A 15,315-nucleotide genomic window follows, 5' to 3' on the forward strand; every position below is an offset into this window, starting at 1 on the left:
ATTGAGGCATCCAGATATATCAGACCCCAATGGCACCACGGTGTCGGACCGGCCAACGCCGCGTGGCCGCCCACCGTATGACCCGGGCGGGAGCACGGCGGCCGACCGCGACCGACGGCCCGGCCGGCCTTCCGGCCCTTCTCCCGCCTGCCCCTCCGGACGCTCAGCACGGGGCCCGATCGTGCTCAGACGGTGACCAACCCATGCTCAGCCACGGGGAATCGGGGATCGCCGTCAGTAACATCGCGTCCCGTCCCCCGCCTCCCGCACCCGAGTGCCGTCCCCGGCTCCCGTGACCGTCCACAGGAGAGGTCCGTGTCAGCGGCATTGCCATGCCTATTGACCTGTTTGGCGAGAAGTTAATTCGCTCCGTCCCGGCCGAGGAGCAGTTCACGTATCCCGTGAGCGTCGTTCTCTCGCTGCACCGCGAGCGGACCCCGGCCCTGCTGCGCGCCCTGCGCACCCACCACGTACTGCCCGCGCTGTGCCACCCCTGGGGCTCGGAATCCGCCTACCGCACGCTGCTGCGCAGGGCCGGGACCCCCCTCGCCGTGCTGGACGTCCCGAGCCCGCGCGGGACCGGCGATCTGGGCCAGCGCGTCCACGCCCTCAGCCATCTGTCGTCCGTGGTGGTGCTGGTGCCCGACCGTACGGACTCCGCTGACCTGCTGCTGGCCGGCGCCGCCAACGTCATCCCGCGCGACACGGACCCCCGTGAACTGGCCGGCCGCATCCTCGCCGAACGGCGCTGGCTCGACACCAGGTCCTCGCCCCGCCGGCCGCCGGACGCACCGCGCCACGGATCGCCGCGCCCCCAACGCGGCACCCAGCAGGTCCTGTTCGACATCCTCCGCACCACCGCGCGCCCCTGGTGCTGCCACGACCTGTGCCTCCTGCTCGGCGCGGCCGACGAGCCGATGACCCGCCGCGCCTTGCAGGCCCGGATCGTACGGCTCAACGAGCGGTTGGCGCCTGACGGCATATCAGTCGACTGCGCCTCCCAGTGGGGCCGCACCACCTTCAGGGGCCTCACCGCCGAACCGCCAAGAGCGGAAGCCCCATTGAGGCCCGCATGAGGCCCTGACGTCGTGGCCCAGGCGGGCAAGGACGATCCCTCCCCGCGCGATCTCGCGGGTTACGCCTTCCTCGGCGGGGTCTTCTTCCTGGTCTCCGCGCTGCGCCTCGAGCGCGTGGGCTCTCCCGCCTGAACGCCCCTGGCCCGGCTGCGCGTTGGCGCTCCCGCCCGTTTTCCTGACGACGCGTCGTCGTGGCTACTCGTCGTCGCGCCGTGCGGCCAGGATTCCGATCAGGCGCGCCCGTTCGGCCTCGGTCGCCCCCGGCAGCGCGATGCGGTCCCCGCCGACCTCCCACACGACCGTCGTGTCCGGCCCTTGCCGCGCCGGCCAGCCGCTGACCGCCGTGATCAACGTCGTCAGCACTCCCCCCGACGCCGCCAGAGTGATCACCAGCGCCGCCCACGAATGCGCGTCCCCCTTCGCCCCCTCCCGCGCCTCCTCGCCCCGCGGGCGCACCTCCCGTACCCCGTCCTCGTCCCCCGCCAGGAGCTCCGCCCTCAACCCCCGCGCGGCCCACTCCACTTCCCCGCCGTCCGCCCCGTCCCCCGGCCCACCGGCCGAGTCACCGCGAGTGCGAAGCGAGCGAAAGCAGCAGATGCGAGGACTCCGGATGCTGGAAGTCCGAGTGCGCCCCGGCGGGCGACAGCCGGGTCCCCCAACCACCCCGGTAGAGCCATCCCGCGTCCACGTTCATGATGCGGTGGTCGAGATCGTCCAGCCGGTACGCGGTGCGCGTCGTCCGCAGCCGGATCGAGGACTGCGGTACGGGCGTCCTGCCGACGCCCGAGTGGCCGATCCCCGACGCCCCTTCCGCCCGCAGATGCCAGAAGCCCGTCGCCCGGTCCCAGCGGGAGTGGGTGAGGACCAGCGGACCCCGCAAGGGCGCGCCCGCCCGGCCGGGGGCGGGGAACAGCGAGGTGAAGGAGTCGGTGAACGCGTCGCGCGGCGCGGCCATCTGGAAGATCAGCATGCTGTCGACGGTGAAGGGCCGGGCACCCCGTAGGACAGCCCGGTGACCGGCGCGTAGACGCCCCGGGCCGCCGTCTCGTACGGATCGATCTCCTCCCACCCCCGCCACGGCTGCCCGCTGGGCTCCGGGTCCACCGCGAACGTGCCCCGCGCCATGAGCACGGGGAGCTGCACCGCGTTCCCGTACCTCTGATACGCGTCGACCGGCAGCTCAACTTGCGATACTGAGGCGGTCAGCTCACCGCCACATCCCGCGCACGCAAAACGAACAACCACCCTGCAAAACAGCCGCATCGTCGCATTTCAGCGGCAACCGCCTCACCGGTTTTCCGCGCCGCGACGGCCGCCATGCGGTGATGCTCGCTTGCCGCTCGCAAGCGGACTACGGGAGGCGGAGAGATAGCCTTTTCGGCCTCAGCCGAGCCGTTCCAGGCGAAGAGTGCGTGGTGCGCGAGAACGTCCCGGATGCCGCGCTGCGACGCGCCGTCCTGGGTGGCGCCGCCGAGGCGTTGCCCAGGACGGTTTCGAGGCCGCAGCCATGGCGCGATGAAGGGCAGTGCGCCGCACAGCAGAACGGATAGCTCCCGGCGTCCGAGGAAGTGCCCGGCTTCTTCTGCGGAGGTACAGCGGGGCGGCGAAGGTGTGATGTCGCTCACTTCGTCAAGTGTTTCAGGTGCGATACGCGGCTTTTGGTTGCTACGCAAGCGGTGATTCGTGACGGTCTGCAGTTATTTGGCGAGCCGACTGAGCCTTCGGCTCACTCAAGTCGTCTATGCCTGCCCTTTAGCTCAACATGGCAGTTCCTTTGAACTACTCCCCTCCGTGTGATGGATGTGTGAAGATCCGACCGTTTTCTAGTCGCGGGGGCAGCTCTGCGCCTTGGGGGTTCTGACGAGGAGGGGTCGTGGGGATGTTCTGGGGGGGTGCTCGGCGTTCCGCGCCGGGCGGTCTGAGACACGCACGTTCATCGTCTTGCTCGTCGTTGTGGTTGCGGCGGGTGTCGGTGCTTGTGGTGATGGCGCTGGCCGTTGAGGCGGCGACGGTCGCGGCGGATTCGGGGGTGGCGTTCGCCGCTCCTCGGTCCCAGCGGGAAGGGACCGTCGTGTCGGCGCCGTCGTACGGGGTGGCGGAGGCGCGGGATGTGCTGTCGGCGCGGCTGATGGCACGGTTGCAGGGCCGGCGGATCGAGGCGTTGAGCGAGCGTACGGATGCTTCGCAGACGTTCGTGAACGCCGACGGAACGGTGACGTACACCGCGTTCGCGGAGCCGAAGTGGACCCAGCGCGGCGGCTCGTGGGTGAATCTGGACCCCACGCTCCAGTTGCGGGCCGATGGCAGTGTCGTGCCGGTGGCGGCCGAGACGGATCTGGTGCTGTCCGGCGGTGGTTCGGGGCCGTTGGCTTCGTTGACGGTCGACGGCAAGAACCTGTCGCTGACGTGGCCGACGGCGTTGCCGATGCCGGTGCTGTCGGGTGCGAAGGCGACGTACGCGAACGTGCTGAAGGACGTGGACCTTGAGTTGACCGCTTCGCTGAAGGGCGGGGTGGAGGAGACGCTGGTGGTCAAGTCCGCCGAGGCGGCCTCGGGCCCGGGGCTGTCGGATCTGGTGCAGAGCGTGTCGACCAGCAACGGCGTCATCGCGGCGACGGACGCGGGCGGGAATCTGACGGTGACCGACGGCACCGGCCGTCTGCTGGTGAACTCTCCGGCGCCGGTGATGTGGGACTCCGCGACCAGTACCGAGCCCGCTGCGGCGGGCGGCGGGAACAGCACCGCCGGGCTCGCGCCCGCGGAGGCGGACAAGGCGAAGCCCCGCGCGGGCACCCGTTCCACCGCCCAGGGGCCGGGTTCGCACGCCCACCATGCGGCGGTGAAGACCACGTTGAAGGACCGCAAGCTCCATCTGACGCCCGACCGTGGGCTGTTGACGGCGAAGAGCACCGTCTTCCCGGTCTACATCGACCCCGCCTATGTGCCGCACCCGGCCAGTGGCAGCCGCCTGCACTGGAACGAGGTACAGCAGGCGTATCCGAACACGTCGAACTACGACTCCAGCCCATCGAACGGCAACGGTGTCGGGTACCAGGGGTTTTCCTCACCGAAGGGAATCGAGCGGACCTACTACCGCGTCAGCATTCCCTCGGCGATCTGGGGTGGCACGGTGCTGAGCGCCGACATGGAGATGACGGAGAGCTATTCCGCGTCGTGCGGCACCACGTCCTACGGTGTCCAGGCGTGGTCCACGAATGTCTTCGACGCCTCCACCACGTGGGCCAACGCGCCGGGGAAGGTCGCCCAGCAGAGCTCGGTGAACTTCGGTCCGGCGTGTACGTCCAGCCCGTCGGGGACGTTCAGTTTCATGAACCAGGTCACCAACGCCGCCGCGAACCACTGGCAGACCATCTGCTTCGTGCTGGTCGCCAGCAGTGAGACCAACGAGGTCCAGTTCAAGCGGTTCTCCAGCGCCGCGTCACTGTCGATCACGTACAACACCCCGCCCGCCACGCCGACTTCGCTGGCGGCCTCGCCGACGGCGACCGACGGTTACGCGGCCAGTGCGACTCCGACGCTGTCGGCGAAGGCCACCGACGCCAACAGTGACACCGTGCGGCTGGACTACCAGGTGCTGTCGGGTACCACCGTCAAGGCTTCGGGGAGTTCGGCGTTCGTCAACTCCGGCACTGCTGGTACGTGGAAGGTGTCCACGGCTCTGGCGGACGGCTCGTACACCTGGAAGGTCAGGGCGTACGACGGCCGCGACTATTCCGCGTGGACGGCGGCCAAGTCCCTGATCATCGACACCAAGGCACCGGCCAACACCACCGTGTCCTCCACCGCTTTTCCGGCGGGGGCCTGGTCCGGCACCCCAGACGCCTCGGGGAACTTCACCGGCTCCTTCACCTTCACCCCGCCCAGTACGGACGTGGGCCTGGTGGCCTGGCAGCTGGACGATGGCGCCTGGACCTACACCTCCACCACAGGCGCCGCGTTCACCAAGTCATTGACGTTCAGGGCGGGTAAGCACACGCTGATCGCGAAGACCCATGACAAGGCCGGGAACCTCGCCTCCGGTACGTACTACGTCTTCTACGCCGGATCCGGTGCGGCGCTGCTGACCCCGGCGCAAGGTGACCGGCCAGCCCGCCGGGTGGCATTGACCGGGCAGGGCAAGCCCGCCGAGACCGGTGTGACCTATCAGTACCGGATCGGTGAGACCGACATCTGGCACAACGTGCCCACTGCCCATGTGACCGTCCGTTCATCCGGTGCGCCGGTCGTTTCCTGGCCGCTGGCCGCGCCGGGCGGAGAACCGGTCGCGCTGACCTGGAACATCACCGACACGTTCACGCAGGACGGTCCTGTCGATGTCCGGGCGGTGTTCACCGACGGCACGACGAGCGACAACTCGCCCGTGAACACCGTTACCGTGGACCGCAACGCGGGCACCGCCCCCGTGCTGAGCGCGGGTCCGGCCTCGGTGAACGCCCTGACTGGTGACGCCTCGCTGTCGGCCACGGACGCCTCCGGGTTCGATCTCACCGTCACCCGTAGCGCCTCCTCCCGCCGTCCCACGAACGGGTCGGCGCAGGAGGGGCAGGCGGCGATCTTCGGTCCGCAGTGGACGGCGGGCACCACCGCCGAGATCACCGGCTCGGACTGGTCCTACCTCCGTAAGGCGTCGGACATGTCGGTGGCGCTGGTCGATGGGGACGGTGATCCGACCGGGTTCACCGCGGCCTCCGGCGGCGGGTGGAAGCCCGAACCGGGCGCGGAGGACCTGACACTGACCGGCTCCCTGCTCACCGGCACCTTCACCCTGAAAGACAGCGAAGGCACGACCACCACGTTCGCGAAGGTCGACCCCTCGGCCACGACGTGGCAGGTGACCTCGACGTTCCTGCCGACCACCAACTCCACCACCCAGGTCGTCTCGGAGAAGATCCCGGTCGGCAATACGTTCCTGGCCCGCCCGAAGTACGTGATCGCGCCGACGTCCGCGGTGACGCAGTCCACCTGCGCCACGACTCCCGGAACCAAGGGCTGCCGCGTACTGGAATACGTGTACGCCACGGCCACGACCGCGACCGCCTCGGCGTTCGGTGACTTCACCGACCGGGTCTCCCAGATCAGACTGTGGGGAACCGACCCCGGCGCGTCCGCGGCGACCGCGGTCACGGTCTCGCAGTACGCCTACGACACCACCGGCCGCCTGCGCCAGCAGTGGGATCCGCGTATCAGCCCGTCGCTGAAGACGGCTTACGACTACGACAGCGCGGGCCGGATCACCACGCTGACCCCGCCCGGTGAACTGCAGTGGACGTTCGCCTACGGCAGCGCCGGGAACACCGCGACGGCGGGCGACGGGATGCTGCTGTCGGCCTCCCGGCCGACGCTCACCCCCGGAAGCGCCACCCAGACCAACGGCACCGCGAGCACGAACCTGGTCTACGACGTGCCGCTGAGCGGCGGTAAGGCGCCCTACCCGATGTCCGGCGGCGACGTCACCGCCTGGGGGCAGAGCGACGCGCCCTCGGACGCGACGGCGCTGTTCCCCTCGGACGCCGTACCCGCGTCGCACGACGGCGCCGCGCTGACCGCCAACGCCTACCAGCGCGCGATCATCGCCTACACCGACGCCTCGGGCCGTCAGGTCAACACCGCCAACCCCGGCGCACACATCACCACCACCGAGTACGACCGGTACGGTCACACCGTCCGTGAGCTGACCGCAGCCAACCGTGAACTGGCCCTCGCCACCGACGGCGACAGCCTGGCCGAGCAGCAACAACTCGGCATCGACGCTCTGCCGTCCGCCGAGCGGGCTCAACTGCTGTCGACCGTATCGGTGTTCAACACCACAAGCGTGGCGGCCGACGCCGGTACGAACAAGGACACCGACCCGGCCAACGCCGGCCAGCGGGAGCTGGAGAAGTCCGGCCCCCTGCACATGGTCACCCTTGCCAAGGCCCTGCCCGCGACCGCGGGCGGCACCAGCCTGCCCGCAGGGTCCTTCGTCCCGGCACGTGCGCACACCGTCACCGCGTACGACCAGGGCCGCCCGACCAACGGCACCGCCACCGTGACCAACCAGCCGACCACCGTCACCATCGGCGCCGACGTCCACGCGGGCGACGCCTACACCAGTGACGGTGACACCCGGACCAGCACCACCGGATACGACTGGACCAAGGGCCTGCCCACCACTACGGTCACCGACCCGGCCGGACTGAACCTGGTCAAGACCACCGCCTACGACGCTCAGGGCCGCGTCATCAAGACCACCCTGCCCAAGTCCACGGGCACCGACGCGGGGGCCACCGTCACGACCTACTGGTCCGCCACCGGCACCGGCGCCTGCAACGGACGACCTGAATGGGCCGACCTGCTCTGCTCGACCGGCCCGGCCAGTGCGATCACCGGCGGCGGCACCAACCCGTCCCAACTGCCCACCACAACCACGACCTACGACCGGTGGGGCAGCGCCGCCACCGTCACCGACACGGCGGGCAGCAGCACCCGCACCACCACCACGAGCTATGACGCGGCCGGACGTACCACCGGCACCTCGGTGACCGGAGGAATGGGCACCGCCGTGCCTGGTGCCACGACGTCCTACGACCAGGCGACCGGCAAGCAGGCCACCATCACTGCCGGCGGCCACACAGCCAGCCAGACCTACGATCTCCTTGGTCGGCAGATCTCCTACAGCGACGGTGCGGGTAACACGGCCACCACCTGGTACGACGCCCTCGACCGGCCCATCAGGGTGACCGACTCGGCCCCGTCGACCACCACCTACACCTACGACACCGCCAGTGATCCGCGGGGTCTCGAAACCGGCCGCGCCGACTCCGTCGCAGGCACCTTCAACGCCACCTACGACTCCGACGGCCGCCTGGCCACAGAGGCCCTGCCAGGCGGTTACACCGTGACGTTCACTCGGGACGAAACCGGCGCCGACACCTCACGCACCTACGCCAGTGACAACGACGGCCTGATCGTCACGGCTGACTCGGCCACCCTGACTGTCCATGGCCAGCAGGTCACCCACACCACCGACACCGGAAACCAGGCCTACACCTACGATGCCGCAGGCCGGCTGATTAACATCGAAGACGTCCAAGACGCCACCATCACCCACCGCGCCTACGCCTTCGACAAGAACACCAACCGCACCAGTCTCACGACAACAGTCGACAACCCCGACGGCACGGCCGGAACCCCGGCCACAGTCAACTACACCTACGACAGCGCCGACCGTCTCTCCACAGCGGGCACGGTCTACGACGCACTGGGCCGGACCACTGTCCAGGCCACCGGCACTACCCTCGGCTACTACGCGAACGACGTCCTCCAGCAGGAGACGATCGGCGGGAAGCGCGAGCGCTGGAGTCTCGACGCTGAGAACAGGCTTTCTCTGTCCACCGTGGAAACCCAGCAAACAGATGGCAGTTGGACAGCAACGAGCAGCACGGTCAGTCACTTCGGCTGCGGTTGTGACAGCCCAACCTGGTCACAGAGCGGCGGCACTATCGCCCGTAACGTTCAGGACTTGGAAGGTCGGTTGAGTGCCATCACTACCGCGACCGGTGGTGTGAGCCTCCAGCTCACCGATTTGCACGGCGACGTCACTGTCCAGCTTCCTTTGGACGCAAGCCAATCGCTCTCGGTTTACCGTTATGATGAATTCGGCAACGCCATCGGAACATCCGCAACCCCAACCTACGGCTGGCTTGGCGCTTACGAGCGGGGCAGCGATCACATCGGGGGCGTGATGCTTATGGGCGTGAGGGCGTACGACCCCTCCACGGGTCGCTTCCTCCAGACGGACTCCGTGCCCGGCGGCAACGCGAACGCCTATACCTACCCTTCGGACCCGATCAGATCCTTTGACCTCACAGGCCAGTTCAAGGTCACCTGGGGGTGGGTCAGCGGGACGATCTACCTCAACAGAAGGGAAACCAAGAAGGCGGGCCGCGCCGCCACTGCGGCCACCATCGTCAATGCGGCGTCCACAGTTCTCGTTGGCTCGGGTGTCGGGGTCATCGCGAAGTGGGTCTTTATGAACGCCGGGACCATCGCGGTGAAGGCCCAGTGGGCATACGCGGACCACAAATGCCTCAAGCTGAAGTGGCCTTTTGGATATCCTGGGTTGATTCCAGGTAGCTACAAAAAGGGGTACTGCAAGTAACATGCGCAATCTGAGTGCATTCAGCATGCTATTGAGCGGCCTCGTAATCGTAATCGCGACAATCGCCATGATCACGACGGACGACGTGTGGGTGCGTATCGGGTTCGGCGTGGCGGCGGTGTTCGTCGTGGTGGGCACCGTGCGGGAGATTCGGAACTCTCGACGAGACCGATAAGCCATCTCGGCCAGGTGCCGGGTCACGCCCACATGGCGTGACCCGGCATTCGGTAAGTTCGAAGACCCGCTATGCGCCGCCGCGATCGACCAACGCCTCGCCTACGACGAATTCGGCAACCCCGAAACCCTCACCGCCGCCACCCTCATGGGCGTCCGCCTCTACGACCCCACCACCGGCCGCTTCCTCCAAACCGACCCCATCCCCGGCGGCAACGCCAACGCCTACGAATACTGCAACGGCGACCCCGTCAACTGCTACGGCCTCGACGGTAAATTCGGCAGTTGGCACTGGCGCAACCCGATCCACGTAAGCCGCTGGAGCCCTCTCCACCGCGACTGGGGAAGCGTTGCCAAGAATTCCTGGAAATGGACGAAGCGGCGCACTCGTCACTATTCCCCCGCACCCTTTAATAGTGCCCTGCGCTATACAAGCACAGCCTTTCGAAATCACTATTTCCGGGCCTGCCTCTGGGGCGGAGCGTCGGGGATAGGTATTTCCGCAGTGGCCAAGGTGGCCAAAAAACTTCTGCCAGGCGCCCTGCTGGTTGGCTGTGCGGTCGGAGCAGGGCAATATCGATGGAACTAAAGAGGGCCAATCGTATGGAAAATAAGCAAAGCAGAAGTCAGGGGAGGTGGCGGGTGAACGAACCTCTGAATTTCATCGGGTTCACCTGCTGCATGGTGTCCATGGTGGTCATACGGGCGGCGTGGCCGCGTTCTCCCGAGTGGGTACCTCCGATTGCTTCAGTGACGATTGGCTACGTCTGCTGGTTGACGTATCGCCTACTGAGAAGGAGAGGGGAATGAAAGAAGAGCGAGAATTCGGAACTCTCGACGAACGGCCCCGCGCCGCCGTCGACCAGGCGTACGCGGACAGCCCCGACGAGGGCGACGCGATGTCGGTACTCCTGCGGATTCGGTGCGGGCCCTGAGGCCGCGCACCTCCTCCGCCGCAGGTCAGACGGCCCTCCGCGCAAGCGGCTACACGTTAAAGCGGAATTCGACCACGTCGCCGTCCTGCATCACGTATTCCTTGCCCTCCATGCGGGCTTTGCCCTTGGCGCGGGCTTCGGCCACGGAGCCGGTGGAGACGAGGTCGGCGAAGGAGATGACCTCGGCTTTGATGAAGCCCTTTTGGAAGTCGGTGTGGATGACGCCGGCGGCCTCGGGGGCGGTGGCGCCGCGCTTGATGGTCCAGGCGCGGGATTCCTTGGGGCCGGCGGTGAGGTAGGTCTGGAGGCCGAGGGTCTCGAAGCCGACGCGGGCGAGGGTGGCGAGGCCGGGCTCCTCCTGGCCGACGGACTGGAGGAGTTCGAGGGCTTCGGCGTCGTCGAGCTCGACGAGGTCGGACTCGAGCTTGGCGTCGAGGAAGATCGCCTCGGCGGGGGCCACGAGGGCGCGCTGCTCGTTCTTGAAGTCCTCATCGGCCAGCTCGTCCTCGTCGACGTTGAAGACGTAGAGGAACGGCTTGGTGGTGAGCAGGTGCAGCTCGTGGAGGAGGGTGCCCTGCTCGGTGCCCTTGGTGATGCCGCGCGAGAAGAGGGTGTCACCCGCGGCCAGGATCTCCTGGGCGGCCTCGGCGGCGGCGAGGACCGCGGCCTTCTCCTTCTGGAGGCGGGCCTCCTTGGTGAGGCGCGGGATCGCCTTCTCGACGGACTGGAGGTCGGCGAGGATCAGCTCGGTGTTGATCGTCTCGATGTCGTCCTTGGGCGAGACGCGGCCGTCGACGTGCACCACGTTGTCGTCCTTGAACGCCCGGATGACCTGGCAGATCGCGTCGGACTCGCGGATGTTCGCGAGGAATTTGTTGCCCAGGCCCTCGCCCTCGGAGGCGCCGCGGACGATGCCCGCGATGTCCACGAAGTCGACGGTGGCGGGCAGCACCCGCGCCGACCCGAAGATCTCCGCGAGCGTGCCGAGGCGGGCGTCGGGGACGCCCACGACTCCGACGTTCGGCTCGATCGTGGCGAACGGGTAGTTGGCCGCCAGCACGTCGTTCTTGGTCAGGGCGTTGAAGAGCGTCGACTTGCCGACATTCGGCAGACCGACGATTCCGATGGAGAGCGACACGTGGAGACTTCCCGGAGCGGTGGGCTGGTGGGTGTTCGGACGGCCACCAGTCTACGGGCCGCCGCCGTACCGCCCGGCCGCCCGTCGAACACCGGCCCGAGGACGTCACCGCACCCGGTACGGGGACCGCTCCGAGGACGTGCGCGCCAAAAAGCCCCGCCCCGCCCCGGAGGGGCAAAGCGCGTGTCCCGCCGTGCGATCACCCGACTGCCGTGCCTACTGTAAGTAGGTGGACCAACACAGTGCGCGTTCAGGTGCCGCTCCGGGACCCGGCGGAGAGGCCACAGTCGGGGTGTACCGCGCCCCGCGCCCCCGGCAGGCCGTCATGGCCACCGCGGTACGGCAGACCGTCCACCGGCTGCGTACCGCCCAGCGGCCCAGGCCACGGCTGACCGGCCTCGGCACCGGGCTGCTGACCACCGCCGTGACGGTCGCGGGCGGCGGGATCGACGTCCTGCTCTTCGACGGCCCCGGCGTCTTCTTCGGCCTGGTCTTCGTCGCGGTGTGCGTGGCGGCGGCGGTGTACGTACGCCCGTACGACCTGGTGGCGGCCCCGGTGGCGGCGCCGATCGCCTTCGCCGTGGGCATCGCGCTGACCGCCGACAGCGGGGGCGGCGGCCTGGCCGGTCATCTGCTCGGCGTCTTCACCGGGCTGGCGCTGATGACCGGCTGGCTCTACGCCGGGACGGTGCTGGCCGCCGCGATCGTCGGGATCAGAGCTTTGCGGCTGCCATCGCGGCGCCGACGATCCCCGCGTTGTTCTGCAGTTCAGCGGGAACGATCTCGGCGCTGATCCCCTTCACCAGGGGCAGGAACTTCTCCGACTTGCGGCTGACGCCGCCGCCGATCACGAACAGGTCGGGCGAGAAGAGCATCTCCACGTGCGCCAGGTACTTCTGGAGCCGGTGCGCCCAGTGTTCCCAGCTCAGGTCCTCGTCCTCGCGGGCCTTGACCGACGCCTTCTTCTCCGCGTCGTGCCCGTGCAGCTCCAGGTGGCCCAGTTCCGTGTTGGGCACCAGATTGCCGTCCACGAACAGGGCGCTGCCGATGCCGGTGCCCAGCGTCAGCATGATGACCGTGCCGCCCCGGCCGCGGCCCGCGCCGAACGTCATCTCCGCGACACCCGCCGCGTCCGCGTCGTTGAGCACCACCACGGGCAGGCCGAGGCGGTCGCCGAGCATCCCGCGCGCGTCCAGGCCGACCCAGCCGCCGTCCACGTTGGCCGCCGTACGGGTGGTGCCGTCCACCACCACCCCGGGGAAGGTCACGCCGACCGGGCCCGACCAGCCGAAGTGCTCGATGACCTGGTGCACCCCGTCGATCACCGACTCCGGAGTCGCGGGCTGAGGGGTGTCGATCTTGTAGCGATCGTCCGACAGGGCGCCCTGGTCCAGATCGACCGGAGCGCCCTTGATTCCCGTACCACCGATGTCCACACCGAACATATTCATGGCCCCCAGGTTAGAGGTGACGGGAAAAAGTCACCTCTTGGCGGATTCCCCGGCGGCGGCCTCGGCACGCAGATCGCGGCGCAGTTCCTTGGGCAGCGAGAACTGGATGGACTCCTCGGCGGAGGTCACCACCTGCACATCGGCGTAGCCGCGCTCGGCCAGCCAGTCCAGGACGCCGTCGACCAGGATCTCCGGGACGGACGCGCCGGAGGTGACGCCGACGGTGGTGACGCCGTCCAGCCACGCCTCGTCGCACTCCTCGGCGAAGTCGACCAGGTACGACGCGCCGGCGCCGGACTGGAGGGCGACCTCGACCAGCCGGATGGAGTTGGAGGAGTTGCGGGAGCCGACCACGATCAGCAGGTCGGCGTCGGCGGCGATCTGCTTGACCGCGACCTGGCGGTTCTGCGTGGCGTAGCAGATGTCGTCGCTGGGCGGCGAGAGCAGGTTGGGGAAGCGCTCCTTGAGCGCGTCCACGGTTTCCATCGTCTCGTCCACCGACAGGGTGGTCTGGGAGAGCCAGACGACCTTGGACTCGTCGCGGACCGTGACCTTGGCGGCGTCGGCGGGGCCGTCGACCAGGTGCATGTGGTCGGGCGCCTCGCCCATCGTGCCGACGACCTCTTCGTGGCCGTCGTGGCCGATCAGCAGGATGTCGTAGTCGTCCTTGGAGTAGCGGACGGCTTCCTTGTGGACCTTGGTCACCAGCGGGCAGGTCGCGTCGATCGAGGCGAGGCTGCGCTGGGCGGCCTCCTCGTGGACGACGGGGGCCACGCCGTGCGCGGAGAAGATCACGATGGCGTTCTCGGGCACCTCGTCCGTCTCGTCGACGAAGATCGCGCCCTTCTTCTCCAGCGTCTGGACCACGTATTTGTTGTGCACGATCTGCTTGCGCACGTAGACCGGGGCGCCGTACTGCTCCAGCGCCTTCTCGACGGTGATCACGGCCCGGTCCACGCCCGCGCAGTACCCGCGGGGGGCGGCGAGGAGGACGCGGCGGGGGCTCGTAGCGGCAGTCATGAGGTCCATCGTACGGGGGCGCTGATCGCACGCGCGGGGGCGTACGGGGGTGCGGCCGTTCGGCGGCGGTGTCGGTCGCGCCCACTACGCTGCGGGCATGGCTCTGAACACCTCGGCGCAGACGCCGATCCCCGTCGGTGAGGTGTCGCGGCTGATCGGCGGCTGGATCGACCGGCTGGGCGCGGTGTGGGTGGAGGGGCAGATCACCCAGTTGTCGCGGCGGCCGGGCGCGGGCGTGGTGTTCATGACGCTGCGCGACCCCTCGCACGACGTGTCGATCACGGTGACGTGCTTCCGCGGTGTCTTCGAGCAGGTCGCGGACGTGGTCGGCGAGGGCGCGCGGGTGGTGATGCACGCCAAGCCCGAGTGGTACGGGCCGCGCGGCCAGCTCTCGCTGCGCGCGGTGGAGATCCGCCCGGTCGGGGTGGGTGAACTGCTGGCGCGCCTGGAGCAGTTGAAGAAGACGCTGGCGGCCGAGGGGCTCTTCGCGCTGGACCGCAAGCGGCCCATACCGTTTCTGCCGCAGCTCATCGGCCTGGTGACCGGCCGCGCCTCGGCGGCCGAGCGGGACGTGCGGGAGAACGCGCGGCTGCGCTGGCCCGCCGTCCGCTTCGAGGTGCGCAATGTGCCGGTGCAGGGCGCGAGCGCGGTGCCGCGGGTGATCGAGGCGGTACGGGAGCTGGACGCGCGTCCGGATGTCGACGTGATCGTGGTGGCGCGCGGCGGCGGCAGCGTCGAGGACCTGCTGCCGTTCTCCGACGAGGAGCTGGTCCGCGCGGTCGCGGCCTGCCGGACCCCGGTGGTCTCGGCGATCGGCCACGAGCCGGACTCGCCGCTGCTCGACCTGGTCGCCGACCTGCGGGCGTCCACCCCGACCGACGCGGCCAAGCGGATCGTGCCGGATGTGCGCGAGGAGCTGGCGCGCGTCCAGTTGGTACGGGACCGGGCGCTGCGGGTGATGCGCGGGCTGCTGGACCGGGAGGAGCGCGGCCTGGAGGCGGCGCTGAGCCGTCCGTCGATGGCGGCGCCGTACGGGATGATCGACGGCCGCGCGGCGGAGGTGGCCGACCGGGTGGACCGGGCCCGCCGTACGCTGCGCCATCTGCTGGAGCGCGCCGACGCGGATCTCTCGCACACCCTGGCGCGGGTGGTCGCGCTGTCCCCGGCCGCGACGCTGCGCCGCGGGTACGCGGTGCTCCAGCGCGAGGACGGCTCGGTGGTACGGGACCCGGCGGAGGTGGCGCCGGACGACGCGCTGCGGGCGCGGGTGGCCGAGGGCGACTTCACGGTGCGCGTCACGGAGTGATGCCGGGGTGGGCGTGGGCGGCGCGCGCTGATGTCGGCGTCGCGCGGTTCGGTG

13 protein-coding genes are annotated in these 15,315 nt (G+C 68.9%); 6 read left to right on the plus strand and 7 right to left on the minus strand.

What is annotated here, in order from left to right:
• Positions 1 to 332 precede the first annotated feature (332 nt).
• Positions 333 to 1,076: a hypothetical protein gene (locus tag ACIQCJ_RS09410; RefSeq protein ID WP_402711082.1), complete on the plus strand. Its 744-nt coding sequence runs from the start codon at positions 333 to 335 to the stop codon at positions 1,074 to 1,076.
• Positions 1,077 to 1,271: 195 nt separating this feature from the next.
• Here ACIQCJ_RS09410 and ACIQCJ_RS09415 read toward each other — a convergent pair whose 3' ends face one another.
• From ACIQCJ_RS09415 to ACIQCJ_RS09430, 4 genes are all read right to left on the minus strand, one after another.
• Positions 1,272 to 1,577 carry a hypothetical protein gene (locus tag ACIQCJ_RS09415; RefSeq protein WP_402711083.1) on the minus strand — a complete coding sequence of 102 codons (306 nt, stop codon included), beginning with the start codon at positions 1,575 to 1,577 and terminating at the stop codon, positions 1,272 to 1,274.
• 61 nt (positions 1,578 to 1,638) lie between these two features.
• Positions 1,639 to 2,046: a hypothetical protein gene (locus tag ACIQCJ_RS09420; protein WP_402711084.1), complete on the minus strand. Its 408-nt coding sequence runs from the start codon at positions 2,044 to 2,046 to the stop codon at positions 1,639 to 1,641.
• On the minus strand, positions 2,040 to 2,219 hold the full coding sequence (locus tag ACIQCJ_RS09425) for a hypothetical protein (protein ID WP_391049229.1): 180 nt from the start codon (positions 2,217 to 2,219) through the stop codon (positions 2,040 to 2,042). The genes ACIQCJ_RS09420 and ACIQCJ_RS09425 overlap by 7 nt, the downstream gene beginning before the upstream one ends.
• Before the next feature lie 59 nt (positions 2,220 to 2,278).
• A complete protein-coding gene (locus ACIQCJ_RS09430) occupies positions 2,279 to 2,701 on the minus strand; it encodes a hypothetical protein (RefSeq protein ID WP_391049226.1) in 423 nt (140 codons plus the stop codon).
• A 341-nt stretch (positions 2,702 to 3,042) separates the two neighbouring features.
• Between ACIQCJ_RS09430 and ACIQCJ_RS09435 the strand changes: the two genes are divergently transcribed.
• The 3 genes from ACIQCJ_RS09435 to ACIQCJ_RS09445 all read left to right on the plus strand — a co-directional run bounded on the left by ACIQCJ_RS09435 (position 3,043) and on the right by ACIQCJ_RS09445 (position 10,346).
• Positions 3,043 to 9,237 (plus strand): RHS repeat-associated core domain-containing protein, encoded by a 6,195-nt coding sequence (locus ACIQCJ_RS09435; protein WP_402711085.1) that lies wholly within the window; start codon positions 3,043 to 3,045, stop codon positions 9,235 to 9,237.
• A gap of 259 nt (positions 9,238 to 9,496) precedes the next feature.
• Complete coding sequence (locus tag ACIQCJ_RS09440; protein ID WP_402711281.1) at positions 9,497 to 10,000, plus strand: RHS repeat-associated core domain-containing protein; 504 nt, start codon at positions 9,497 to 9,499, stop codon at positions 9,998 to 10,000.
• Positions 10,001 to 10,217: 217 nt separating this feature from the next.
• Entirely contained in the window at positions 10,218 to 10,346 is a 129-nt protein-coding gene (locus tag ACIQCJ_RS09445) for a hypothetical protein (RefSeq protein WP_402711086.1), read from the plus strand.
• 49 nt (positions 10,347 to 10,395) lie between these two features.
• Here the strand turns inward: ACIQCJ_RS09445 and ychF are convergent, their stop codons facing one another.
• Positions 10,396 to 11,484, minus strand: a complete 1,089-nt coding sequence (ychF, locus tag ACIQCJ_RS09450) for a redox-regulated ATPase YchF (RefSeq protein WP_355347978.1) — start codon at positions 11,482 to 11,484, stop codon at positions 10,396 to 10,398.
• A 229-nt stretch (positions 11,485 to 11,713) separates the two neighbouring features.
• On the opposite strand from ychF, the gene ACIQCJ_RS09455 reads away from it, so the two are divergent.
• Positions 11,714 to 12,277 (plus strand): DUF6542 domain-containing protein, encoded by a 564-nt coding sequence (locus tag ACIQCJ_RS09455; protein WP_391049220.1) that lies wholly within the window; start codon positions 11,714 to 11,716, stop codon positions 12,275 to 12,277.
• Here the strand turns inward: ACIQCJ_RS09455 and ppgK are convergent.
• Both ppgK and ACIQCJ_RS09465 read right to left on the minus strand, forming a co-directional pair.
• Positions 12,198 to 12,935: a polyphosphate--glucose phosphotransferase gene (gene ppgK / locus ACIQCJ_RS09460; RefSeq protein ID WP_355347972.1), complete on the minus strand. Its 738-nt coding sequence runs from the start codon at positions 12,933 to 12,935 to the stop codon at positions 12,198 to 12,200. The two genes, ACIQCJ_RS09455 and ppgK, sit on opposite strands and share 80 nt — an antisense overlap.
• A gap of 30 nt (positions 12,936 to 12,965) precedes the next feature.
• Entirely contained in the window at positions 12,966 to 13,955 is a 990-nt protein-coding gene (locus ACIQCJ_RS09465) for a 4-hydroxy-3-methylbut-2-enyl diphosphate reductase (protein ID WP_402711087.1), read from the minus strand.
• A 97-nt stretch (positions 13,956 to 14,052) separates the two neighbouring features.
• Here ACIQCJ_RS09465 and xseA point away from each other — a divergent pair, with 97 nt between their 5' ends.
• Positions 14,053 to 15,261 (plus strand): exodeoxyribonuclease VII large subunit, encoded by a 1,209-nt coding sequence (gene xseA, locus ACIQCJ_RS09470; protein ID WP_355347966.1) that lies wholly within the window; start codon positions 14,053 to 14,055, stop codon positions 15,259 to 15,261.
• Positions 15,262 to 15,315 lie beyond the last annotated feature (54 nt).

The sequence above is a fragment of the Streptomyces sp. NPDC093221 genome, assembly GCF_044753885.1.
Lineage (GTDB): Bacteria > Actinomycetota > Actinomycetes > Streptomycetales > Streptomycetaceae > Actinacidiphila.

Excerpts from the sequence above, each read along its gene's own strand:
- ACIQCJ_RS09410 (WP_402711082.1), top strand. The coding sequence starts at position 333 with ATGCCTATTGACCTGTTTGGCGAGAAGTTAATTCGCTCCGTCCCGGCC.
- ACIQCJ_RS09420 (WP_402711084.1), bottom strand. The coding sequence starts at position 2,046 with ATGCTGATCTTCCAGATGGCCGCGCCGCGCGACGCGTTCACCGACTCC.
- ACIQCJ_RS09445 (WP_402711086.1), top strand. The coding sequence starts at position 10,218 with ATGAAAGAAGAGCGAGAATTCGGAACTCTCGACGAACGGCCCCGCGCC.
- ppgK (WP_355347972.1), bottom strand. The coding sequence starts at position 12,935 with ATGAATATGTTCGGTGTGGACATCGGTGGTACGGGAATCAAGGGCGCT.
- ACIQCJ_RS09465 (WP_402711087.1), bottom strand. The coding sequence starts at position 13,955 with ATGACTGCCGCTACGAGCCCCCGCCGCGTCCTCCTCGCCGCCCCCCGC.
- xseA (WP_355347966.1), top strand. The coding sequence starts at position 14,053 with ATGGCTCTGAACACCTCGGCGCAGACGCCGATCCCCGTCGGTGAGGTG.